The sequence below is a fragment of the Cupriavidus pauculus genome (assembly GCF_002858765.1).
Lineage (GTDB): Bacteria > Pseudomonadota > Gammaproteobacteria > Burkholderiales > Burkholderiaceae > Cupriavidus > Cupriavidus pauculus_B.
On record NZ_PJRP01000008.1, the window covers coordinates 268963 to 292873 of the forward strand.

The window sequence follows — 23911 nt, forward strand, 5'->3', positions numbered from 1 at the left end:
CCGACAGATCGTAGGCAATTTCTTAAATGGGGATTGCCAACAATTGTGTCGGCAAGGATCGTCGGCGTACGCTCGCCTTCGTCTTCGTGATGCGCGCGTTGCGCACCCGGTGTCAGACGTTCCGGTGTCAGCCGGCGCGCGAGCGCAGTGGCAGCCAGATCGAGAACGTGGCGCCCTCGCCTGCCGCGCTGCGCAGCATCACCCGTCCACCGTGGCGTTCTGCCACGGTTTTCACGAAGACCAGACCCAGGCCACTGCCCGACGGGGCATCGCTGGCCGGCGCATGCACGCGGCTGAAGGGCCGGAACAGGCGCGCCTGGGCCTCGGGCGCGATGCCGGTGCCCAGATCGGTCACCTCGATGGCCATGTACGGCCCGAGCCGGCGCAGGCCCACCGTCACCGGCGAGCCGTCCGGGCTGAACTTGATGGCATTGCTGACCAGGTTGGCGATCGCGCGCACCAGCAGCGCCGGCGCGGCGCGCAGCGTCACGCCGTCGCCATCGAGATCGAGCCGCAGTTCGATGCCGCGCGTCTTGGCCAGCGCCCATAGCTCGTCGGTCGCGTCCAGCACCAGTGCGGTCAGGTCGACCTCGGAAAATGCCAGGTTCTGCGATTCGGCTTGCGCCAGCCGGATGAAATCGTCCGCCAGCGCCAGCGTGCGATGGGCGTGCTCGCCGATGCGGCCCAGCAGTTCTGGCTGCGTCAGCGCCCGCTCGGGCCGCGCCTGCAGGTCGATCAGCGCCAGGATCGACGCCTGCGGCGAGCGCATGTCGTGCGACAGGAAATGCAGCGTCTGCTCGCGCTGGCGTTCGGCGCGGCGCACGGTCGTGATGTCGATCAGGCTGACGATGACACCCGCCGGGCGCCCCGTCTCGCCGTGCAGCGGCGCGCCATGCAACAGGTAGCGGCGATCGTCCTCGGTGGCCAGTTCCACGCCATGCGAATCCGAAGAGGACATCACGGGCGCGTCGGCATCCAGCGCGCCGCACAGCGCATCCCAGTACGCCAGCCCGGGGCCGGGTACCGGGAACAGCGTCTCGATGATGTCGGGCAGGCCCGGACGGTCCAGTCCGCCATAGGCATCGGCATAGGCGTCCGCGTAGGCATCGGCATACGCGCCGGCAGACGGCAGGTCGCCCAGCCCGGCGGGCTGCGGCAGGTCGTTGATGCCCTGCAGCACCACCGGCACCAGTGCCACCGCGCGCCGGTTGGCCACCAGGATGCCGCCGTCCAGGTTGCAGATCACGGTGGCCTCGGGCAGGCTTTCCAGCCCGTCCGACAGGAAGCGCCGCATGTCGCGCAGCCGGGCAGTCATGTCGTAGACGGCCTGCATGCGGCCATCGAGCGAATGGTCGACGCGAGTGGGTGCCCCCAGCAGGCCAGGCTCGCGCACCAGGCGTGCCAGTTCTTCGGACAGGAACCGCAGGGCGGCCTCCTGCCGCCGCCAGCTCCACAACGGATAGACGAGCAGGCAGCCGAACACCGCCGCCGACGGCGCGAACCAGAGCTGCATGCTGCCCACGAGCATGATGCTGCCGCCGATCAGGGCCGCCACCAGCACCGCCACCGCGATCAGCGCGTCACGCGGTGTCAGCATCCAGGCGGCCAGCGCCGCCAGCATCACCGGGAGCAACGTGGCGAACCATTTGGCCAGATCGGGTATCCGTACGATGCCCGTGCCATCGCGTAGCGCCTGCAGCGCGTTGGCCAGGATTTCCACGCCGCTCATGCCGCGCCCGTCGCGCGACACCGGCGTGGCGAATACATCGCCGATGCCGGTGGCCATCGCACCCACGATCACGTACTTGCCCCGGAAAAAGCCCGCGCCCAGCTGGCCCGACAGCACGTCGAGCACCGACACGCGCTCGAAAGTGCCCGGCGGCCCCGCGAACGGAATCCGCAGGCGATCCTGGCTGATCCAGCCCGCGCTGTCGATGCGTCGCGCGCGTTCGTGGCGGAACGACTCCGGCGACGGCGGCGACGCCTGTCCGAAAGCGGCCATCGCCGCCGAGAAATGCCAGACCGGCGGCGAATCGGCATCGCCCTCGCGCAGATAGACCGAGCGGGCCACGCCGTCGGCATCGACGCTCATGTTGATATGGCCGTTGGTGGCCGCGAACGCCTCAAGCGGATGGCGCATGACAGGGCCCGCCACGCCGGACTCCGCCACCACGGGCAGGATCACGTTGCGCGCCCGGGCGATGGCCTGCGCCAGTTCCATGTCATCGGCCGGATAGCGGATGTCCGGCTCGGACAGGATCACGTCCATGCCGATCACGCGCGGCTTGTCGGCCGCGATATGGTCGATCAGCGACGCCAGTACCGTGCGCCGCCATGGCCAGCGGCCGATGGCGCCGATGCTGGCATCGTCGATGGCCACCAGTACGATGTCGTTGCGCGGCGCATGGGGTTGGCTGGCGACGGCAAAGTCGAGCAGCGCCAGGTCTGCGCGCTCGAACCAGTCGAAACGCGCCACCACCGCCGTGACCACCACGACGGCGGCCAGCAGCAGCACCCACTCCACGCGGGTGCGTCGATGAAAGAAGGCGGCGGCCCGGCTAGCGGACTCCCGTCTCGACGCCACGGTCGGCGCCTCCCAACACCACCACGCCGCCGCGCATGTCGCGCAGCACGGCCGGCAGCACGATGCGCTGCGGCGTCGAGAATGCGGCCGCCGGTGGCGTATCGGTACCCTCGGCGCGCGCCACCCTGACGTAGTACGTGCCGGCATCGGGGCGCAGCAAGGCCAGTTCGTTGCGGGCGGCGGGCAGCGTCCGCAGCCCCTGGGCGAAGCCATCGTCGCTGGCGACCTGTACGACATAGCCAGCGCTGGCCGCGGCATCGGCAGGCCAGCGCACCAGCAGTTCGGCGCCGCTGTCGCGGGCGGCGGGCAGCGGCGGTGCGGGTTCCACGCGCAGGCGCTGCGCATCGCCCCAAGGCCCAGGCTGGCCGCGCGCATCGAGTGAACGCAGGCGCCACCACCACTGGCCCGCAGGCAGCGTCACATGGGATTCCACGCCGGTCTGGCGTCGGACGTCGGCCTGCCGCGTAAAGCCGGCATCTGCCGCCACGGCCAGCTCATACTCGGTGGCATCGGGCACACTGGCCCAGAGGAACTGCGCGTCACCGCCATAGGCCACGCCATCGGGGCGCGGCGCCAGCGAAAACGGCGCGGCCGGATGGCGCCTGACCGAAATCGGCAGCACGCCGGACTGACCGGTCATGCCGTCCGCAGCCAGCGCGTTGACGACGACATAGAGCGTGCCATCGGGCAAGTCGTCCAGCGTCGCGGCAGGTTCGGCCATCTCGGCGGCCGACACCCATTCAGTCAGCGCGGCATCCCGCGCCACACCAACGCGGTAGCGTGCGGCACCCGGCACGGCACGCCATTGCACGCCAAGCGACCGCGACATCACGGGCTGTGCCACGGGCGCCACCTCGGGCGCCGGCAGCAGCGCCACCGGCTTGCCCAGTTGGCCCTGCGCGGACACCCCCACGCCAAACCCGGCGGCCACGTCCTGTGTCGTGGTACGTGCGCCGACACCGACCCGGCCTTCGACCACTTCGCTACGGCTACCTGCGTGGTCCACGGCCACGCGATAGCGCGTGCCGCGCACCCCCGTCACCATGACCGGGGTGCGGATTTCATAACGCCCGACCCCGCCGCCCTTGGGCGCCACGCGCGAATCGGCTGCGCCGCGATCGATGCCGATCACGGTATCGGTAAGCCCGCTGCGCGCGAACGACCGCATCCGGCGCACGGCCATCGACGTATCGGCCGGCAGGGCCACGCGCGTGCCGTCCGGCAGTTCCAGCGTGACCGCGCCATCGGCGCCCGTGTCGACATGCGACGACTCGGCCAGCGCCTGGCCCACCTGCACGGGCCGGCCATCGGCCCGCACCTGGCCGCGCGCGAAGACCACGCGCGCCGTGGCGGGCGCCACCGGAATCCGGGACAACGGCATGCGGATATGCGACCCAGGCACCAGCCGGTACGGATCGGCCACGCGATTGCGGGTCTGCAGCAGGCGCCAGTCGTCGGGGCTCTGCATGTATCGGGCAGCCAGGCCGATCAGCGTGTCGCCCGGCTCCACTTCGTAGATAAAGTCACCGCCCTGGCTGCCGGCCGGGCCCGCCCACGATGTACTGCCAGGCAGAATCAGGCAGGCCATGCCGCCGCACAGCGCCGCACGGCCAAGCCAGCGCCGCCTACGCATCGGCGGCCCCTGCGCCCTCGAAGCGGTAGCCGTGCGAATAGACCGACGTCAGCCGCACACCGTGCTCGGGGCGCAGCGCCAGCTTGATTCGCAGGCGCGAGACATGGGTATCGAGCGTGCGCGAGCCGGCATCCATGGCACGGCCCCAGACAGCCTGCTCGATCACGTCGCGCGACAGCAGGCGGCCAATATTGCGGAACAGGAACAGCGCCAGGTCGAATTCACGCGGCGACAGGTCGGCGAGCTGCCCGGCCAGTGCGATGGTGCGACGGCGCGCGTCCACCACGTAGTCGCCCTGGCGGATCAGTTCGTCGTCGTGCACGGCGTCGGGGTAGGCACGACGCAGCAGCGCACGCACGCGCGCCACGAATTCGGCCGGGCGCAGCGGCTTGGCCAGGTAGTCGTCGGCGCCCACGCTCAGGCCCGCCACGATGTCGGCCTCGTCGATGCGGCTGGTCAGGAACAGGATGGGCGGCAGGCGGCCGGAGTGCTGGCGCACCCAGCTGACCAGCTCGTACCCGCTGGTATCCGGAAGTTGCCAGTCCATGAGGATCAGGTCGAACGCCTGGTCACGCAACGCGCGCAGGAAGGCGGAACCGGTCGCAAAGCTGGTGCAGCTGAAGCCCGCCTCTTCCAGCAGTTGCCGGATCTGTTCGGCCTGGGCGGCATCGTCCTCTACTGAGGCAATTCTCATTACATCCCTCTGATGACTGCGGCCTGTGTGTCTGGCACGGCGGCGTCATGTTACCGAAACGCGCCATGGCACGTCGAGGCTACATTAGAGGGGGGGCACTGCAGGGGGTGTTGCAGGCACGCCGCAGGCCGTCGGCCTGCCTTGCGGGCGTAATAAAAACGTGGCGCGCAGGTGGGGTAACCGGGCCATCGGGCGAAGGCGGCAGGGGCCGCCCCCCATACACGGGCGGCGGCCCCGGCACATGCCGGACGGCCTGCCGCCACGTTGCGGCAGTTACTGCAGCATGTAGGTTTCGTACTCGAGCCGGTCGAGCTTGCGATCCAGCAGGTACAGCGACAGCGCCACGACGATCAGCAGCGACACCGCGAAGCCGTAGCCGTACCAGGCCGGGCCCAGCGACAGCGTCAGCCGCGTCAGCACGAAGTTCAGCACCACGAACGTGCCGGTCAGCATCAGCACCTCGCGGCGGCGGTCCAGGTAGAAATAGATGTTCAGCACGCCCAGCAGCACCACCTGCAGGCTGGCGCCGATCACGTCCACGTAGAGCAGCGGCAGGTACAGCTCGGAGATGCCCAGCAGCCGCAGCAGCCAGCCGCCCACCACGAACAGCAGCAGCGACGCGATGGCCTGCACCTTGACGATCTCGTACAGGCCCAGGCGGATGGTCTGCACCATCGTATTGCGCATGTCCTCGATGTGCTCCAGCGAACTGCCGCCGCGCACCGCGTTGTAGAACGCGTCGTAGTACTCCACGAAGTCGGTCTCGATACGCACCAGGAACACGGCCATGCCCGGAATGATGGCCAGGTAGGCCAGGAACACCGGGATGTCGTAGATGATCGACGCATGCAGCGGCCCGATCACGGGCTGGCCCGTGGACGGCGCGTACCAGAACATGAACTTGTCGATCCAGATGCCCAGGTTGTAGAGCAGGCCGATGGCGATCAGGCTCGGGTAGGCAAAGCGCCGCTGGAAGACCTCGAACGAGATGAACCGGTGGCTCGTGTAGTTGCGGTAGATCAGCGTGATCATGCCCACCAGCAGGCACAGCTGGCCGAACACGAAGCCGCCCAGCAGCCCTTCCAGCCCGTGCGACCGCAGCGCCAGCGCCGCCAGCACCGTGATCGTGTAGCCGACGAAGAACGTCCAGACGATGGCCTTGTACTGCTTCATGCCCGACAGGAAGATGGCCGCGATCCAGATATTGCTCATGATCACGAAGCCCGCCATCATCTGCAGCCGGTACAGCACCGACTGCTCCGGGAACGCCCAGACCGCGCACGCCAGGCCGATGCCGCCGGCCAGCACCGTGCAGAGCAGCGCCACGGCGTGATAGTTCGACAGCACCAGGTCGGCGCGCTTTTCAAACAGGCGGTCTGACGTGAAGCGCGTGAACGACAGTTGCATCGGCCCGGTCAATATCAGGCTGCACGCTATCAGGTACGTCACCGACACCTGGAACTGCGTGATCAGGGCGCCAGGAATCACCCAGCCGATCGACAGCAGGCCGATCAGCAGGATGCCCAGGATCGACAGCACCCACGGCCCCGAGCTGATCACGCCCGCATAGGCGTAGGCGCTGAGCATGCCCGACAGGCTATCCCGCCGGAGCATCTTGCGAAGTTCAAATCCAATACCGGCCATCTCAGCGTCCTCCTGCCTGCGCGCCGTGGTGTACCGGGCACTTCGCGGGACTGGCGCCGCCATGCTCGCGGCGCGTGTTGTCCGGCATCGCCATCAGCCCGGTATAAAGCGTGCGATAGCTGCCCACCATCTGTTCCTGCGTGTAGTACTTTTCCACGCGCGCAATGCCCGAGGCCTGCGCCGCTTGCCAGCGATCCGGATGCTGCAGCAGCCCAAGCGCCGCACCGGCCAGCGCGGCCGGATCGGCAATGCGCACCACGTCGCCCGCGGCGCCCAGTGCGGCATCGTCGCCGGGCAGGCCGAACACCAGTTCGCTGCACGACCCCACGTCGGTGGTCACGCACGGCACGCCGGCGGCAAACCCTTCGAGCACTACCAGCGGCAGCGCCTCGGAGATCGAACTCAGCACCAGCACGCCCACCTTCGGCAGCAGGTCGTCGATCTTCTGGAAGCCCAGGAACTTGACCTTGTCGCCCAGGCCCAGGCTTTCGGCCAGGCTGCGGCATTCGCGCGCGTATTCGGCATCCTCGTCCTCGGGGCCGGCAATCCAGCCTTCGGCCTCGGGGTACTCGCGCACCACGGTCAGCATCGCGCGGATGAACGTCTTGATGTCCTTGATCGGCACCACGCGGCCGATCAGGCACAGCACCGGCGGCACGCCCGGCGCGCGCTTCTCGCGCAGCGCGGACAGGCGCGGCAGGTTGATGCCGTTCGGGATATTGCGCGTGCGCTCGGCCACCGCGCCATCCAGCACCTGGCGGCGGCGGTTGCCCTCGTAGAGCGCCGTGATCTCGTCGCCGGCCTCGTAGCAGACACGCCCCAGCGTTTCAAAGAAGCGCACCCAGAGTTCGCGGAAATAGCTGATCTGGGAAATGTCGCGCTCGAAGATGTTGCGGTTGTCGCGAATCCACTGGCTCTGGAACAGGTCGATCTTGCGTTCCTTGGTGTAGATGCCGTGCTCGGACACCAGCAGCGGGCGGCCGTTACGGTGGCGCAGCATCGCACCCAGAAAGCCCGCGTAGCCCGTGGACACCGTGTGGTAGACCTTGGCCGGGATCAGGCCGTCGGCAATCCGCACCAGCTGCCACAGCGGCTTGTGCATGATGCGGATCGTCCAGAAGTAGTCCGTGAACGACGGATCCGTACAGAACTGGCGGTACTGGCTCGTGATCGTGTCCCAGGCCCGCTTGCTGTACAGGAACGCGTCCTCGGACAACGCCCCGCCCTCGCGCAGCTGGGGCATCAGCTCGCGGATCAGTTCGCCAGCCTCGGCCTCCTTGCCCGGCTCGCGCAGCAGTTCGTGCAGCTTGTCCGACTTGTCGAACGCGCGTGCGTCGCCCGGCGTGCCATGCACCAGCGGCGGCGGCGGAAAGTCGTACAGGAAATGGGTCTCCAGATGCACGACGTTCTCGGGCAGCTGGTAGGCCATGTCGCCATAGTCCTCGCGGCGGCTGCCGATGAAGACGATGCCGAAACGGATATCGGGGAAGGCGCGGATCATCTGGTTGACCCAGCTCGACACGCCACCGCTTACATAGGGGAACGTGCCTTCGAGCAGCAGCATGACGTCCGCGGACGTTCCCTTGACCAGAATTTCGCTCATGATTGCCAGTACCGCAGCAGGGGCCGCACCAGCGGGAGCGGCGAAGGACTGTCGAAAGCCGCCATCAGGCGGCGCACCGCGGCATAGTCGCGTTCCAGGTAGGCGGCTTCGGCCAGCAGCGGCAGCACGCGCTCGCGTGCAAAGCCCAGGGCCTCGGCCCGCGCCAGGAACTCGCGCGCCTCGCCGGGCGCGTTGCGCGCCAGCGCCAGCCGGCCACGCATGTACCACAGCGCCGCATCGTTGCCGTCGATCTCCAGCGCCGCGCTGGCGTATCGTTCCACCTGGCTGGCCGTGTAGCGATACACGTCGCCCTGCACCAGGTTCTGGTAGATCAGTTCCCAGTACAGGTCGGCCAGCCGCTTGTTGATTTCCAGGCGTGCCTGCGGCGAATCTGCGCTCTCCAGCCGCGGCAGTTCGGCCAGGATCTTCTGCGTCAACTGCTTTTCTGCACCGTCCAGCATGCCGTAGGCCAGCAGGCGGATGTCGTCGGTGCTGTCGGCCAGCAGTTCGCGCAGCACAGGACTGGCCGTGCGCGTGGGCATCGATTGCATCGCCACCAGCGCCGTCATGCGTTCCGGCAACGGCGCGCGCGTGTTGCCAAGCTGCGCGCGCAGCCGCGCACCGCCGCCATGCGTCACGCGCTGGATCAGGTGCGTGACGAACTCGGGCAGCGCCACCGACGCAATGCCCGCGCTGTCGCTGCGCGTGCGGAACAGCTTCGAGAACAGCAGGCTGCCCGCGCAGACCAGCGTCCCGCCCAGCGGCACGAAGAAGCAGAACGCGGCCATATAGGTGTAGCTCCAGCCGAACGGCGTGCGGAAGCGGCGCGGCAGCAGGCGCCACACCGCCAGGCCCAGCAGCCCTGCGGCAATGGCCTGCAGCCCCAGGAACGACAGCAGCAGCGGCAGCCCGGTGCCGCCATGGAACAGCAGGTACAGGGCAGCGATCTGCGCGGCGGTGCCACCGATGGTGAGCTTGCCCATGCGTCAGCCCGCCTGCGTCTGTCCGGCGGACGGGGCGGCGCCCGTTCCCGGTGTGGCATCGGCGCCAACCGCCGGCGTGGCGTTGCCGTCCTTGCCGTCCTGGCCATCCAGATGGCAGCGGTGCAGCAGGCGCACCAGCGCTTCCTCGGCGCCGGCCGCCGGCACCGGCAGCGTATACACGCCGATGTGTGCGCTGGCGAAATCGGTGCCGAACTGCGCACGCAGCATGTCTTCGATGCGCACCAGATAGGCCGACACCGCCTGGCTGTCCGACAGCGGCATCAGCGTCAGCATGGCACGCTGATGCGCGCCCCGCGCCGGCCAGGCCACGTCCAGCGCCCGGCGGCTGCGCACCACCTGCTCGAACAGCGCGTCGCGCGCTTCGTCCAGGTCGAACACCAGCGCCACCACCGAACTCTGGATGCCGGTTTCGCGGTGCAGGCGCGACAGGCGCGCGTAGTCCAGCGCAAACGCGTACGGAATGGCCGGGGCCAGTTCCTGGATGCCGTGCGTGGCCTGGGCGTGCTCGACGCCGTCCGCGTAGTAGCCCATCAGCACCATCAGGAGCTGCAGGTTTTCATAGGTCAGCGACAGGAACGGCATGCGCTCCACGACCAGCACGCCGATCAGGCGGTCGGAACCGGCCAGCACCGGCGCCACGGCCACGTAGCGGGTCTCGGCGTCCTGCTGCAGGCCCGTGGTACGCAGATGCGCCAGTTCGCGTGTCTCCAGGCAATGGCGTACGAGCGGATCGTTCACGTCCAGCGTGAAGCCAGGACCCACGGCGGCAACGGCGTCGGGCAGGATCTTCTCGCCCGTGCATGCGAACAGCGCGGCGCCTTCCAGCTGGCAGGCCTGCGCCACCACCTGCAGCATCGGCTGGGCGCCGGCCAGGCGCTCGGCGTGGGCACCGCGTGCGGCGTCCTGCATGGCCACGGCGCGCAGCTGCGACAGCGTGTCGCGCAGCGTGGTCGGGCGGGCCAGCAGGTCGTTTTCCAGCCGGGCGTGCGAGATGCGCAGCAGGTAGTGGTTCTTGGTCAGCGCGGAAAGGCGCTCGTCCAGGTAGCGGTTCACGGCACGCGCACGTGCCAGACGCGTGTTCCACACGTCGCCAAACTGTCCGGCGACCAGCACCAGCAGCAAGCCGCCCAGGAAGAACATGCGCGGAAACGCCTCGCCATGACTGCCCAGGACGTCAAAGAAAAACCATCCACCCAGCAGCATCAGCACCGCGCCCACGCCCACCAGCGTGCCGTAGCGCAACGCCAGGATGACAGGCAGCAGCCATGCCCACGGAAAGCCCAGACCCAGCAGCAGCGGGTTTTGCGGCAGGATCGCCCAGGTGATGGCCATGGCCACCGCCATCACGACGATCATCTCCAGCACGGCCGCCGCCCCGCCTCCCGAGGGCGCCAGCCAGCGCGCATAGCGCCCGCCCAGGCCGATGCCCTGGCCTTGGCGAGTTGCCTGGCGCGTTTTTTCCGCGGTGTTAGCCACGCTTGTCACCCGTCCTTTCCGGATCAATCTTTACGAATCTCAACCTTGCATCAGCGGCGCCAGCAGGCGGCGCAGCAGCTTCTGGGCCACGCCCGACAGCGACTCGCGGCTCCAGCCGGCGTTACTGCCCGTGGCAGACCACACCACCTGGCCAGTCGACACTTCGATCAGTTGCAGCGAGATGCCCACAGCCGGTTCGCCATCGACACCCACCTTGTAGCGCCATTCCTGCACGGCACCCGTCAGCGCATAGCGCGCCCGTTCGCTGCGCGCCCAGTCCAGCGCCTTGTTCACCGACTCGCGCTCGGCCGGCTCGAACAGCGTCTCGGGGTTCAGCGCCGCCGGATAACGCTTCAGGTTGGCCACGCCACCGGTCTTCAGCAGCGCTTCCGCGATGGCCTCAGCGCGCAGGCCGGCCTGCGGCGTCTCGGTGTAGTTCACGATCGGCAGCACTGCCACGGTGTCGCCCGCGGCCATCTGCGGCGCACGGCCCACGTCAGTCACGGCGCAGCCGGCCAGCCACAGCGCTGCGCCGATTGCGGCACCCCATGCCATCAGGCGGCCCATGCGGGTATTGGTCTTGTTCATCTTCGATCCCCTCGTTACCTTGAAATCCAGTCAGTCGTTTATTAATAGAGCCAGCGATAACGCAGGCCAACTTCGGTCAGCGGCGTACCGTTGGTGCGGGACGCGGTGTCATGCGAAACATACAGCGACAGGTGATCGTTACCGAACACCGATCCGGCGATCCCGGCCTGGCCATGGAAGTTGTGGCCGGCACGCGAGTCGTACAGCGCACCAACTTCCAGGAACGGCCGCCATTTGCGCGTGTAGTCGTTGATCAGGTCGGTGCCGAAACCGAACAGCACACCGGCCTGCGTGAAGCTCTGCGGCATGTAGAACGTCGGGTTGGCCTCATCATCGTCGGCTGGCAGCAGCCGCTGCATCGTGGGCGACAGCGTGCCGCCGTTGGCGCTGTAGATGCCGCGCGTGCCGACGATGCGCACCGTGTAGTCCGGATACTGCGTGCGGATGCGGTAGCCGGCCTCCACGTCGTAGACCATGCCATGGCCCAGCGCGGTGCGGTCCTGGCCGTAGAAGTGGTTGTACTGCACGCGGCCGCTGATGAATTCACGCAAACCCAGGCGCCACGTGGCACCGAATTCGACCACGTCCTTCATGCCGCCCACGCGCAGCTGCGACGACTCGTCGGCCTGCTGGTTGTAGCCCACCGTGCCGGTGTACGACACGCGGTTTTCCAGGTTCCAGTTGCCGGTCAGGCGTGCCGTGGTGACGGTCTGCAGGCCGTCGCGGCGCCCCACGCCCAGCAGCCAGTTCTTCTGGGTGTCGCGGTACGTCAGCGCCAGTTCGGCCCGGCGGTCGGACGCGGGGACGTTGTCCAGCTGCGTGCGGTCGGTGGTGCGCTGGTCGCGGAACACGCCGCGCAGGTTCACGGCGTAGCCGTCCCACAGGCGCGCGCCGCCGGCCAGACTGTACTCGTAATACTCCAGCGGCTTCTGGTGCGCGAACGTCACGCGCGGCTCGATCGCCTGCGCGTTGAACAGCAGCGCATCCTCCAGCGTCTGCTGCAGCACGTCGTCCGTGCGGGCCAGGTCCTGTGTCTCGAACGCCTGCGTCTGCGCGGCAGACAGGCGATCGAGCTGACGGTTGGCCTCGATCTGGCTGGCCACCGGCACGCGACCGGCCTGGCGTTCCATGATCCGGTCCAACTGGTTCAGGTCGTTGTTGTCCAGTGCAATCGACACCTCGGCATACGCCGGACGCTGCAGCGTGCGCGCATACTGGCGCGCCAGCCATGCACGGGCCAGTTCGTTCGATTCCGAGGACATCGCCCACGCCAGCGCCACCTCGCGGCTGGCCGCCGAAATCTGGCTTTGCCGCCGCCGTTCGCGCTCGGTCAGCGTTGCGGGCGGCGCCACTTCCAGCGGCGGCAGGCCCGGCACGTTCCCCAGTTGTGACGGCGAATTCGGATCTCCGGGCATCGTGCGGCGCGCGGACACTTCGGCGCGGTCGCGCCGCAGCATCTCGATCACCATGCTGCGCGAAACGTCGCCCGACGCGAAGATCTGGCCCAGCGCCACCTCCTGGCGGCGCAGGTCGGCGCGGGCCGGGCCGCCCTGGTTGTCCTCCTCCTCGCCGTCGGCCTGGTCGTCCTCGTCGGCATTGCGCTGCGACGCGTCGGCGCCCATCAGGCCACGGGTCGACCACTGGTGATGCAGGTCCACCCATGCCTGCCTGCGGATTCGCCACGCCAGCGACGTCTGGCCAATGGCCTCGTGGGCGTCGGCAATCAGCCCCAGCCACAGCGGGTCGGCACTCTTGCCTTCCTGGATCTTGCGCAGGTAGTGCAGCGCGGTGCGGCCGTCCTGGAAGCGCATGGCGCCGGCGGCATAGGCGCCCCAGAGGCTGGGGTCGTCCTCGGCCTCGGGCTTCAGGCGCTGCATCACGGCACGCACTTCGCTGTCGGTGCCCATGTCCACCAGCGCCCACAGCAGCGCGGCATAGGTCTCGCTGTCGGCGTCGGCCTGGCTGACCGCATGGCGCAGGTCGGCCAGCGAACGATCACGGTCGCCGGTCAGACGCCAGTATTCGGCGCGGCGCATCAGGAACGCCGCCGAGCTTTCGGCCTCGCGCTTCTGCGCGGGCGTCAGGCCGGCCAGCAGGCGGTCGATCCGCACGTACGCATGGGCACGCGTGTAGTAGTACACCGCCAGTTGCAGCTGCTCCAGCTTGCCGTTCTTGCGCCAGCCGGCCTCGGCGATGCGGCCCGCGTCGATGGGTGCACGGTCGTAGTACTGGATCAGGTTCGAGAAATCGGCTTCCTCGGTATCGCGCACCTCTTCCAGGCAGTCGTTGCGTGCCGGGCCCTCGGGCATCTTCATGCAGTGGTCGTCATGGGTTTCGGCCATGGCGATCATCATCTGGCGATAGCTGTCCTTGAGCAGGTCGTCGCGCTGCGTCAGGCGCGCCAGTTCCGTGAACGTGCGCCAGTACAGCAGGTCCTGCGGGCCGGCATTGCGGCGCGCCGGCAGCATGGCATCCATGGCCGGCTGCAGCTTGCCCTTCACGTAGAGCAGATTGGCGCGCTTGAGCGCGTACAACGGACGGGCGCCATAGCGCTTTTCCAGCTGCCCGTAGAGCGCGTAGGCGCGGTCGTCCTTGCCGGCGCGTTCGGCCAGTTCGGCATTGCGCTCCATGGCCTGACGGCCGTTCGGCCCGTCGGCCAGCGTATCGAGGAAGGCCATGCCTGCCTCGGGCTCGCCCAGCCGCTCGTAGGCCGCCACCACCTCGTCGATGGTCTTCAGGTTGCCGCCGGCGGCGCGATGGCGCAGTGCGGCAAGATAGGCACGGTCGTCGTTCAGGCCCGGCGCCAGGCGCATCACGTTGTTCCAGGCGCGTTCGTCGTTGGTGGCCTGCGCGTATTCGAGCCAGCTCTGCAACGCCACCAGCGGCTGGTGGTTCCATTCGGCCACCTGCGCCAGGCGCTCGCGCCAGACGGGCTCGCCCGGCAACTTGCGCACGGCTGTCTGCGCCACGTTCTGGGCCTGGTCGAGCTTGCCGGCGGCCAGAAACACGCGGTAGGCCAGGTCGTAGTCGTCCGCATTGAACGGCTTGCCCGCAGCCACTGCGGCGGCCACCTCGGACTTGGCAGCGTCCTGCGCCTGCGCCTGGGTCGGGTTGCCGGGGCCCGGCGAGGCTACGGTCGGCGTGACCGGGGTCGCAGCCTGCGCCACCTCGGCGTGCACGCGGCGCACGCCGAAGTCGCCCATCCGTCCGCGCAGCGCACCACCACGCGGGCCGTCCAGGTACACATAGTTCCGGGCCAGCCAGGGTTCGGTATCGGAGACGCGCCGGACCACCGCGCGTTGTTCCGTGCGGGCCTGGTCGCGGCGCAATTCCTGCAGCGCGATCTGTGCCGCGCCGGACGGCCTGGCGGCCGACAGCTTCAGCAGGCGCTCCACGTAGCGCGCGGCCACGTCGGGCTTGTTGGCGGCCAGTGCCAGCTTCGTCAGGTAGCGCAGCACATCCGGGTCGTCCAGCAGCTTGCCACCACGGCGCTCGGCTTCCACCAGCGCCTCGTCGAGCAGGTTGCCCGACTGCAGCGTCTGCAGCGCCTGCAGGAACAGCGTGCGCTGCTCGTACGGATTCTTCGCGCGCGCCTGGGCCTCGAACAGCGCCTGCGCGGAGTCGCGATAGTTGCCGCCGGCCAGCGCGATATTGGCCAGTTGCCGGTTATAGAAGTCAGCGTTGGCGGCGTCGCGCTTTGCCAGCGCGCCATACAGCACGTTGGCCGCGTCGGCGTCTCCGATCTGGCGCGACTGCGTGGCCAGCGTCTGCAGGTCCGCCAGCGACCAGCGGCGCATGGCATCGGGCGCCACGGCCTGCTTGAGCAGGTCCTTCATCAGCACCAGGCGCTCGGCGCGCTCGGGGGTATCGGGCTGCTCGGCATAGGCGCGTTGCTGCGTGATGCCGATACGCGTGCGCAGGATCTGGCCGGTCAGGTCCTGGCCCTGCACTGCCATCATGCGCTCGAGCATCTTCTCGGCGTCGTCCAGGCGACCGCTGCGCGCGTACTGTTCGGCCAGCACGCTCATGAAGCTCGTGTCGTCGGGCGATACCCGCGACCACGCTTCCAGGTAGGCCACCGTCAGGCCGTCCACGGTGCGACCCTGGCCAAGCAGGCGCTCGCGCAGCGTTTCACGCGGGAACATCAGGGCCAGGCCCACCCCGACCATGGCGGTAAAGGTCAGAACCAGGGCCGGCGGCAGGAGCCGCTCGCGCTCAGGCGCCGCAGCGGACTTCGACTTGTTGCTGGACATGGATCGGATCATTGACCGCTGGCGTCTCGAAACGCAGCGTGTTGTTGTTCTCGCGCACACCACGGGCAGGCTTGCCATCGATGGTCACGCTGCACTGGCCGGCATTGGCTAGCCGGAAGAACGGCTTGTAGTAGCCGGCAAAGCTGAAACGGGTGGTATTGCCGTCGCGGCGCCAGTCGCGCACCAGGCCATTGGCCTCGGGCAGTTCCGGCACGGCGCGCGAGGCGGCCGGCACGAAGCCGAAGCGCGCGTCGCCACCATCCAGGTGCACGTACACACCGCCGCCGGGCGCCGGCGACGAGCCGGTCACGCCCCGGGCGGTGGCCACGTCGGGCACGCCCGCGCCGGTCCAGCGCAGGTTGCGCAGGTTGCCGTCGCCACGTACCAGCCATGCGCCACTGGCCGGCGCGCCGTTGGCTCCCTCGCCCAGTTCGCGTGCCACGGCCATGCCCTGCCAGTCCAGCACCTTGTACACGTAGTCGGTGGAATGGATCGGCAGCAGCGGCTGCTTCAGCGCGTAGTCGTACACCGTGCGCAGCGCCTTCAGCGATGCCACCTTGGTGCCCGAATAGCTGTGGTAGTAGATGTTCAGCGCCTTGAAGCGGTACGGCCGATCGGTCAGCTCCCAGGTTTCGATCAGGCGCTCGAATCCGTAGAACGGGCCGTGCCACAGGTTCGTGTAGATGTTCTCGTTCTGGTTGGTGGCGAACACCTGGAACGTGTTGTCGGCCTTGTTCACGCCCAGCGGCGCGATGGCCGTCCATGTGGGGTTGCTGCGCGTGATCATGGTGTCGCCACCGTTCATGTTCAGCACGCCGGCCGCATTGGCCAGCTTTATGGCCTCCGGCGGCGCCTGGCAGTCACCGGGCCACAGCACCATCTTCACGGGCTTGTTCGGGGACAGCACGCGGTTGATGTAGTCGATGGAGCCACCGATCTCGCGGTTCAGGTTCATCTTGTAGCCGGGGATCTTGAGGTGATAGTCCTCGTCGCCCTCGGTCACCCTGGCGTCGCTCGGGCCGGCCACGGTACGCTGCCACTCGAACGGGTGCGAGTACGTGTGCGTGGCCACCTCCACGTACGGCTGCGCGAAGATCTTGCGCGCAATGGGTTCGAGCTGCGACGTAAGTTGCGGATACATGCCCGACTTGCCCACCTCGCCCTCGATCACCGACATCGTCATCGGCAGGCGGTACTTGTCGAAGATCTCGCGGAACAGCACCTCGCCGGCAAAGCCGCCGCCCGGAATCTCGGCGCGGGACGCAAAGCCGTCGCCATCGATGTGGATGGTGAACAGGCGCCGGCCGCTTTCGGTGGTGGTGTCGGGCACCGGCATCTGCGCCAGGCGCAGCGCCTGGCGCAGGAAGTCCACCGGCTGCACGATCCAGCGGTCCTGGTCGTTGGCCGAGTTCTGACGCACCGCGTACGGGTTGGTCACGTAGCCGCCCCACGGCGTGAGGGCCGCGGCGTCGTAAGTCAGCGTGCCGGAGCGCAGGCGGAGCAGCGAGCGGGTGTCGGCCGCACCGTCCGCCACCTGCACCGGCACGGCTTCGGCGCGATCGGGCGCCACGGCCTGCTCGAAGCCCATCATCTTGTCCTGCGACACGATCTGCACCGGCCCCGAGACCCGGCCCTTGACGGCCTTCAGTCCCAGCATGCGCGCCACCGCGCCCGAGGGCTGGGCGCCGAAGCCGTTCATGAACACCACCGGAATGCCCTGCCCGATCTGCTTTTCCACCCAGGCGTAGAAGCGGCCCGGGTTCTGCGTGAAGTTGCCGTTGGCCCAGACCACCACGCCGGCGTAGCGGTCCGGCGTGATCTCAGGCAGCGCGTCGCGCGTCTCGGCGAAGTCCACCCGGTAGCCCAGGTAGTTGATCGGCATCGACACGAAGCGCACGCCTTCGCTGTTGTCCACCACCACGCCCGGCTGGCTTTCCTGCACCACCAGCACGCGGCGCGGCAGCACCTCGATCTGGCCCACGCCCACCGTCTGCAGGCCGGAATCGGTCACGTACGGCGTGATGCCGAGCGCGCGGATACGGCGTGCGGCGTCGCGCTGGCACTTGCGGTCGGCCGGCGGGCAGTAGTCGATCGAGATGACCGGCAGCTTGTACTGGTCACGAATGATGCGAGCCTGGTTCAGCAGCCAGTCGCGGTCCTGCTGGCTGACCTCGGTGTAGGCACCCTGCGCCTGGTTCCAGCCCCGGAACAGCGACTCGAACACCACGCCATAAGCCAGCGCGTGCACCTGCGGCAGGATCTCGAAGCCGCGGTTGAACAGCAGCTTTGCGTCGGGATAGCGCGCCTTGATGGCCTGGATCACCCGCACCATGCCGGCTTCCTGCTTGGCGCGGTCGGCGTCGGTCTTGGCTACCAGGTGGTACGAATCCATCGTGTCGATGAAAAAGCCGCGGTAGCCGCGATCCCACAGCGGCGCGACAACCTTGTCGACATAGAAAGCGGGCCAGCCTTCGGCGGCCTGGTCAACCACTCGGGCATTCCAGGCGTCATTGCTGCCGGTGAGCCAGGTTTTCGGGATGTCCTTGAAGTACGCGCGGCTGGGCAGCACCTCGCCCAGGCTGACGTAGGCAAACCACGCCGTATTGGGGGTCTTGGCCTGGCGCGGGTCGAAACCGCTGTCGGGCTCGACCACCGCCACGTCAAACGCCTGCAACAGGTCGACGGGCGGCTTGCTGCCGTAGTGAAAGGCGACGTTGGGGGCGGCCCGGGTGCTGTCGGCCATGGGGGCCTGCACGGTCTGGGCGCCCTGGACGGTCTGGACGGTCTGGGCCAACGCATTGGCCGACGGCGTCAGCGCGCCCAGCATCGCGGCGCCTGCCGATGCCACGACGGCCACGGCCAGCATGGCGTGGCGGCAAACCCGCCCCACGGCGCGGCGTGGCGCATCGTTGCCAACCTCATGGAAAAGTCCCCGGATTAAACGCTGCAATGGCTTCACTCGTTGTTGTCCGCTTTTTCTTCGTTGGTATGGCGCGCGGTCGTCGCTGCGCGTCCGGACGCATCCGCTTCGTGCGGCTCGCGCCCCGCATTATGCCGTCGACCCACTCGAACTAGTGTTTTTACTAATTCACGGGCAGGTCGGATGCTAGGCCATTCGCCGGACCGAGATTGTCAAAAATTGTGCCGAAACCGTCGGGACATACTGGCGTCACAGGCGCGCGTCACCCTGCCGGGTTTTGTCACGGCATGGCCCTGCATGGACGGAGGCACTGCAGAAAAACGCGGTAGCAAGACGGCCGGCGTCATGCCGGCGGCGGGCGCTGAAAGACCCGCGTGCCACGGACCCTGGCTAACTATGTATTGACATCTGATTCCCCGTTCTCGGATCCGGCACGCACCGCGCACCGTGATTTCCCGGCATGCGCGCATCGCTGCGGCGGCCAGCTTGTGGTTATGACGCGCATTGTCGGGGCATCATCCATTGGTCGCCATAGTCCATATGGAGTAGCGTTGGCGGAACGGATTTGTGGCATATATGGCAGCGTGGCGCCGCCGGGGGTTACGGCTGCGTACGAACTGTCGGTACCACAGATACGGAAATGCGGGTCATACCATCAGGCGATTCAGTCTGATGTCAGACAAATCTCCAAATGATGTAGAAATCTCTAATATCTGCTGTTCGCATGCCGAAATACCGTTAGGGGCATAGTCTGATTGACACGCGAAAAAAAACCGGCAGAATGGCTGCTCGCATGTGCACCGGCCTGTAGCGCTTTTGCTCCGGTTCGTTGTGAGCAACATGCTTGGTCGGGCAATCACGCTCATTTGAAATTCAAGGTTGGATAGAAATATGGAAACCGGTACCGTTAAGTGGTTCAACGACGCAAAGGGCTTTGGCTTCATCACCCCGGACGCAGGCGGCAACGACCTGTTCGCGCATTTCTCGGCAATTGAAGGCAATGGCTTCAAGTCGCTGAAGGAAGGCCAGAAGGTCCGCTACGTGAAGGCCATGGGCCAGAAGGGCGAGCAGGCCACGAAGATCCAGGCCGTATAAGCCTGAATCGCCGGGCCATTTATCTGGCCTGGGAAGCCCCGCTTCGGCGGGGCTTTCTGCATTTATGCCGATCGATAATGTATTGCCTTGCTGACGTTTTGACCGGTCGGTCGATTAATACGCGAATGGCATGGATTGTCGGGATTCCGATTGTCGTCCTATTTATAGTCACGACAAATATCGTGCATGCCCAATCGCTGCGCAACTTTGGCAACGATCCGTTTGTGCGCGTTTCCAGCGCCATTGCGAGTTGCCCCGAACCAGCCGGACCACGGGTTTCCGAGGAGGAATGGAAACGCGAGGCACACCACCGCATCGAGGAAGGCAACCATTGTTATGCGGAAGGCCGCTGCCGGTTGGCTAACGCGTACCAATACGACAAGGAAATTGCCGAAGCACTGAAACGCCGCCTAGCAGACCTGGGCCGTACGCTGCCCGCCTGGCAAGACAGCTCGCTCTGGATCATGGTGCGTGGGCGCTGGCTGACCGTGCAAGGCTGCGTAGGAAAGGATTTCAACCGTGCGGCGTTCCTGGCCGCGATGCGCGAAATTCCCGACGTCGAGAAGGTGATCGACCAGACCATCGCCATGCCGGCACGTGACGTACCGTACGCGCGATACCCCGCCAAAGATGCCTCATCAGTCACAAATACCCCGAATCGGTGATGTTGCTATAATCGCCCGACCCTGAAAACCCAGAAACCAGGCGGCTTCCCATGAACCCGCCTGCTATTTAGCGTGCCGAGGAAACCCGTGGCCGGTACTGAAATCGCAACGCCTGGCGCCCCGCTCGCCGGACCCGCCGTGTCTTCCGGTAGCTCGTTCCATACCGCCATGCGGATCCTGCCGCCGTCGCAGCGGCAGGCCATGTTTGAAATCTACGCGTTCTGCCGCGCCGTGGACGACATCGCCGACGGTGACACGCAGCACACCGACCGCCTAGCAGCACTGGAAGACTGGCGCTCGGACATCGCCGCCTGCTATGCAGGCAACGCGCCCGCCGCGCTGCGCTCGCTCGACGAACAGATCAAGGCGTTCAACCTGCAGCAGCAGGATTTCCACGCCGTCATCGACGGCATGATCATGGACGTCGTCAGCACGATCGTGGCGCCGGATGCGGCCACGCTCGACCTGTATTGCGACCGCGTGGCCAGCGCCGTGGGCCGCCTGGCGGTACGCGTGTTCGGCCTGGAGGAACAGCCGGGCATCGATCTGGCCCATCACCTGGGCCGTGCGTTGCAACTGACCAATATCCTGCGCGATCTGGACGAGGACGCCGAGATCGGCCGGCTCTACCTGCCCGCCGAGGCGCTGGCCGCCGCCGGCATTCCGGCCGGGACGCCGCGTGCCGTCATCGATCATCCGGCGATCGATACGGTCTGCCGCGGCATCGCCCGCGACGCGCAGGCCCATTACGACGCGTCGGCCGCCATCATGGCGCGCCGCCCGTCGCGCGTGGTGCGCTCGCCGCGCATCATGTACGAGGTTTATCACGAGATCCTGACGCGCCTGCTGGCCCGTGGCTGGCTGGCCCCGCGCACGCGGGTGCGCGTCAACAAGGCCAAGCTCGCCTGGATCGTGCTGCGGCATGCCATTGCGTGAACCCCCGTTTTCTGCCGATGTGATGCACGCGGCCGTGGCCGCCGCATTGCCATGAGAGAAGTGCCCCCGAATTGATGAACCAGGCTGCAACGATCACCCGCCCTCATGACGACGCGCTGAACCGGCGTTCCACCGAGGCGTCCCTGCCCGATCCGCTCGACGACGGCATCGCGCACGCCGTGGATGCGCTGCTGGCGCAGCAGCAGGACGACGGCCACTGGGTCTACGAGCTCGAAGCCGACGCCACCATCCCGGCCGAGTACATCCTGATGGTGCATTACCTGGGCGAGACGCCCGACCTGGCGCTGGAAGGCAAGATCGCCAACTACCTGCGTCGCATCCAGAATGCCGACGGCGGCTGGCCGCTGTTCCACGCGGGCGGCTCCGACGTCAGCGCCAGCGTCAAGGCGTATTTCGCGCTGAAGATGGCCGGCGACGACCCCGAAGCCGAGCACATGCGCCGGGCGCGCAACCGCATCCACGCGATGGGCGGCGCCGAGGAAAGCAACGTGTTCACGCGCACGCTGCTGGCCCTGTACGGCGTGATGCCGTGGCAGGCCGTGCCGATGATGCCCGTGGAAATCATGCTGCTGCCCGAGTGGTTTCCGTTCCATCTGTCGAAGGTGTCGTACTGGGCGCGCACGGTCATCGTGCCGTTGCTGGTGCTGAACAGCCTGCGGCCGCAGGCGCGCAACCCCCGCAATATCGGCATCGACGAACTGTTCGTGCGACCGTGCCAGGCTACGCGCCTGCCGCGCCGCGCGCCGCACCAGAGCCCGCTGTGGGTGGGCGTGTTCCGCGCGCTGGATGCCGTGGTGCGCATGGCCGAACCGCTATTTCCGCGCAGCATGCGCCAGCGCGCCATCGAGCGCGCCCGCGCGTTCACGGTGGAGCGCCTGAACGGCGAGGACGGCCTGGGCGCGATCTTCCCGGCGATGGTCAACTCGGTGCTGATGTTCGACGTGCTGGGCGTGCCAGCCGACGACCCGGATCGCGCCATTGCCCGCAAGTCCATCGACAAGCTGCTGGTGGTGCGCGACGACGAAGCCTACTGCCAGCCGTGCCTGTCGCCGGTGTGGGACACCTCGCTGGCCGCCCACGCCCTGCTGGAAGTGGGCGAGCCGCGCGCGATTGCCGCAGCATCGCGCGGGCTGGACTGGCTGGTGCCGCTGCAGGAACTGGAATTGCGCGGCGACTGGACCGTGCGGCGCCCGAACGTGCGGCCGGGCGGCTGGGCGTTCCAGTACAACAATGCGCACTACCCCGACGTGGACGACACGGCCGTGGTGGCCGCCGCGATGGACCGCGCCGAGCGCGGCGACTGCTCGAACCGCTACACACCCGCCATCGCGCGCGCCTGCGAGTGGGTCATCGGCATGCAGAGCAGCAACGGCGGCTGGGGCGCGTTCGAGCCCGAGAACACCCATCTCTACCTGAACAACATCCCGTTCGCCGATCACGGCGCGCTGCTGGACCCACCCACCGCCGATGTATCGGCGCGCTGCCTGGCCATGCTGTGCCAGCTGGGCCAGATGCCGGCCAACAGCGAACCGGCGGCCCGTGCGCTGCGCTACGTGCTGGACGAGCAGGAGGCCGACGGCAGCTGGTTTGGCCGCTGGGGCACCAACTATATCTATGGCACGTGGAGCGCGCTGTGCGGCCTCAACGCCGCCGGCATTGGCGCCGGCGCACCCGAGATGCAGCGTGCCGCGCGGTGGCTGGCATCCGTCCAGAACGCGGACGGCGGCTGGGGCGAATCGGGCGACAGCTACAAGCTCGAATACCACGGCTACGAGCAGGCACCCAGCACGGCATCGCAGACCGCCTGGGCCATGCTGGGCATGATGGCCGCCGGCGCCGGCGATCACCCGGCCGTGGCACGCGGCGTGGAATATCTGCTGCGCACGCAGGCTAGCCATGGCTTCTGGGACGAGCCGTACTTCACGGCGGTGGGCTTCCCGCGCGTGTTCTATCTGCGCTACCACGGCTATTCGCGCTTTTTCCCGCTTTGGGCGCTGGCGCGCTTCCGCAACCTGTTGCGCGACGGCAACCACGCCGTGGCCTGGGGGCTGTGAGCGCCGTGGCAACTCAGCAATCGCCGGTACTCGTGGTATGCGGGATGGATTTTGAAGCCCGCATCGCGGCCAGCCCCGAGGTAGAGACGCTGTACGGCCAGCGCGGCGTGATGCTGGCGCGTTCGCTGGACATTCGCCTGATGCAGGGCTGCGCCGGCGTCATCAGCTTCGGCGTGGCCGGCGGACTCGACCCCACGCTGCCGCCCGGCGCCGTCATCGTCGCCACGGCCGTGCGCAGCGGTCAGACGTCGTACAGCACGGCGCCCTACTGGACCGCTGCATTGCGCCGCGCCCTGCCCCATGCCGAAAGCGGCCTGCTGGCCGGCTCGGACACCCCCGTGCTGACCGTGGCCGACAAGACGGCACTCCATGACTCGCATGGCGCCCTGGCCGTCGACATGGAATCCCATATCGCTGCACGCGCCGCCCAGGCGCTGGGCATCCCGTTCGCCGCGCTGCGCGTTGTGATCGACCCCGCCGACCGCGCCGTGCCGCCGCTGGCATTCGCCGGCATGGCAGCCGACGGCAGCACCGACGTCGGCGCGGTTATCCGCGGCCTGCTCACGGCGCCGCACCAACTCGGCGGCCTGCTGCGGCTGGGACGCGACGCATCGATCGCGAAGAAGGCGTTGGCGGGGGCGCGCGACGCGGTGGGTGCGGGCTTTGCATTCCCCTCGCCTGTCGCCGCCTGAGGTGGCATTTCCGCGGATGCACCGCGCCCCTTGATTCCGGAACGAACGC

Annotated in this window: 15 protein-coding genes; 5 read left to right on the forward strand and 10 right to left on the reverse strand. The window is 67.7% G+C overall.

All coding sequences use genetic code 11. The annotated features are described in order from the left end of the window. Positions 1 to 127 precede the first annotated feature (127 nt). The 10 genes from CYJ10_RS18505 to CYJ10_RS18550 form a co-directional block, all read right to left on the reverse strand. Complete coding sequence (locus CYJ10_RS18505; protein ID WP_101682928.1) at positions 128 to 2584, reverse strand: CHASE2 domain-containing protein; 2457 nt, start codon at positions 2582 to 2584, stop codon at positions 128 to 130. Then, entirely contained in the window at positions 2559 to 4217 is a 1659-nt protein-coding gene (locus CYJ10_RS18510) for a FecR domain-containing protein (RefSeq protein ID WP_101682929.1), read from the reverse strand. The genes CYJ10_RS18505 and CYJ10_RS18510 overlap by 26 nt, the downstream gene beginning before the upstream one ends. Continuing rightward, positions 4210 to 4911: a response regulator transcription factor gene (locus CYJ10_RS18515; RefSeq protein WP_101682930.1), complete on the reverse strand. Its 702-nt coding sequence runs from the start codon at positions 4909 to 4911 to the stop codon at positions 4210 to 4212. The genes CYJ10_RS18510 and CYJ10_RS18515 overlap by 8 nt, the downstream gene beginning before the upstream one ends. Positions 4912 to 5184: 273 nt before the next feature. Continuing rightward, positions 5185 to 6555, reverse strand: coding sequence for an exopolysaccharide Pel transporter PelG (pelG, locus tag CYJ10_RS18520; RefSeq protein ID WP_101682931.1), 1371 nt, complete (start codon positions 6553 to 6555; stop codon positions 5185 to 5187). Position 6556: 1 nt separating this feature from the next. Next, positions 6557 to 8158, reverse strand: coding sequence for a GT4 family glycosyltransferase PelF (gene pelF / locus CYJ10_RS18525; RefSeq protein ID WP_101682932.1), 1602 nt, complete (start codon positions 8156 to 8158; stop codon positions 6557 to 6559). Further along, positions 8155 to 9141 (reverse strand): tetratricopeptide repeat protein, encoded by a 987-nt coding sequence (locus CYJ10_RS18530; protein ID WP_101682933.1) that lies wholly within the window; start codon positions 9139 to 9141, stop codon positions 8155 to 8157. The genes pelF and CYJ10_RS18530 overlap by 4 nt, the downstream gene beginning before the upstream one ends. A gap of 3 nt (positions 9142 to 9144) precedes the next feature. Beyond that, positions 9145 to 10647: a PelD GGDEF domain-containing protein gene (locus CYJ10_RS18535; RefSeq protein WP_101682934.1), complete on the reverse strand. Its 1503-nt coding sequence runs from the start codon at positions 10645 to 10647 to the stop codon at positions 9145 to 9147. 30 nt (positions 10648 to 10677) lie between these two features. Continuing rightward, positions 10678 to 11226, reverse strand: coding sequence for a penicillin-binding protein activator LpoB (locus tag CYJ10_RS18540; protein ID WP_101682935.1), 549 nt, complete (start codon positions 11224 to 11226; stop codon positions 10678 to 10680). A gap of 41 nt (positions 11227 to 11267) precedes the next feature. Next, positions 11268 to 15479: a tetratricopeptide repeat protein gene (locus CYJ10_RS18545; protein ID WP_101682936.1), complete on the reverse strand. Its 4212-nt coding sequence runs from the start codon at positions 15477 to 15479 to the stop codon at positions 11268 to 11270. Next, complete coding sequence (locus tag CYJ10_RS18550) at positions 15442 to 18345, reverse strand: bifunctional glycoside hydrolase 114/ polysaccharide deacetylase family protein (protein ID WP_101682937.1); 2904 nt, start codon at positions 18343 to 18345, stop codon at positions 15442 to 15444. The genes CYJ10_RS18545 and CYJ10_RS18550 overlap by 38 nt, the downstream gene beginning before the upstream one ends. A gap of 945 nt (positions 18346 to 19290) precedes the next feature. On the opposite strand from CYJ10_RS18550, the gene CYJ10_RS18555 reads away from it, so the two are divergent. The 5 genes from CYJ10_RS18555 to CYJ10_RS18575 all read left to right on the forward strand — a co-directional run bounded on the left by CYJ10_RS18555 (position 19291) and on the right by CYJ10_RS18575 (position 23862). After that, complete coding sequence (locus tag CYJ10_RS18555; protein WP_039009350.1) at positions 19291 to 19494, forward strand: cold-shock protein; 204 nt, start codon at positions 19291 to 19293, stop codon at positions 19492 to 19494. Between the two features lie 125 nt (positions 19495 to 19619). Then, on the forward strand, positions 19620 to 20159 hold the full coding sequence (locus tag CYJ10_RS18560) for a BON domain-containing protein (protein ID WP_101682938.1): 540 nt from the start codon (positions 19620 to 19622) through the stop codon (positions 20157 to 20159). Positions 20160 to 20246: 87 nt separating this feature from the next. After that, entirely contained in the window at positions 20247 to 21095 is an 849-nt protein-coding gene (gene hpnD, locus CYJ10_RS18565) for a presqualene diphosphate synthase HpnD (protein ID WP_101682939.1), read from the forward strand. Between the two features lie 74 nt (positions 21096 to 21169). Further along, the gene (gene shc / locus CYJ10_RS18570) at positions 21170 to 23170 is read left to right on the forward strand and encodes a squalene--hopene cyclase (RefSeq protein ID WP_101682940.1); all 2001 of its coding nucleotides are present in this window, start codon (positions 21170 to 21172) and stop codon (positions 23168 to 23170) included. Between the two features lie 44 nt (positions 23171 to 23214). Continuing rightward, positions 23215 to 23862, forward strand: coding sequence for a phosphorylase (locus CYJ10_RS18575; RefSeq protein WP_445347042.1), 648 nt, complete (start codon positions 23215 to 23217; stop codon positions 23860 to 23862). Positions 23863 to 23911 lie beyond the last annotated feature (49 nt).

Bases quoted from the DNA above. Each gene is read 5' to 3' on its own strand.
- CYJ10_RS18575 (WP_445347042.1), top strand. From the start codon at position 23,215: ATGGATTTTGAAGCCCGCATCGCGGCCAGCCCCGAGGTAGAGACGCTG.
- CYJ10_RS18545 (WP_101682936.1), bottom strand. From the start codon at position 15,479: ATGTCCAGCAACAAGTCGAAGTCCGCTGCGGCGCCTGAGCGCGAGCGG.
- CYJ10_RS18510 (WP_101682929.1), bottom strand. From the start codon at position 4,217: ATGCGTAGGCGGCGCTGGCTTGGCCGTGCGGCGCTGTGCGGCGGCATG.
- CYJ10_RS18550 (WP_101682937.1), bottom strand. From the start codon at position 18,345: ATGCTGGCCGTGGCCGTCGTGGCATCGGCAGGCGCCGCGATGCTGGGC.
- pelG (WP_101682931.1), bottom strand. From the start codon at position 6,555: ATGGCCGGTATTGGATTTGAACTTCGCAAGATGCTCCGGCGGGATAGC.
- CYJ10_RS18530 (WP_101682933.1), bottom strand. From the start codon at position 9,141: ATGGGCAAGCTCACCATCGGTGGCACCGCCGCGCAGATCGCTGCCCTG.
- CYJ10_RS18560 (WP_101682938.1), top strand. From the start codon at position 19,620: ATGGCATGGATTGTCGGGATTCCGATTGTCGTCCTATTTATAGTCACG.
- CYJ10_RS18515 (WP_101682930.1), bottom strand. From the start codon at position 4,911: ATGAGAATTGCCTCAGTAGAGGACGATGCCGCCCAGGCCGAACAGATC.
- CYJ10_RS18540 (WP_101682935.1), bottom strand. From the start codon at position 11,226: ATGAACAAGACCAATACCCGCATGGGCCGCCTGATGGCATGGGGTGCC.
- CYJ10_RS18555 (WP_039009350.1), top strand. From the start codon at position 19,291: ATGGAAACCGGTACCGTTAAGTGGTTCAACGACGCAAAGGGCTTTGGC.
- pelF (WP_101682932.1), bottom strand. From the start codon at position 8,158: ATGAGCGAAATTCTGGTCAAGGGAACGTCCGCGGACGTCATGCTGCTG.
- shc (WP_101682940.1), top strand. From the start codon at position 21,170: ATGAACCAGGCTGCAACGATCACCCGCCCTCATGACGACGCGCTGAAC.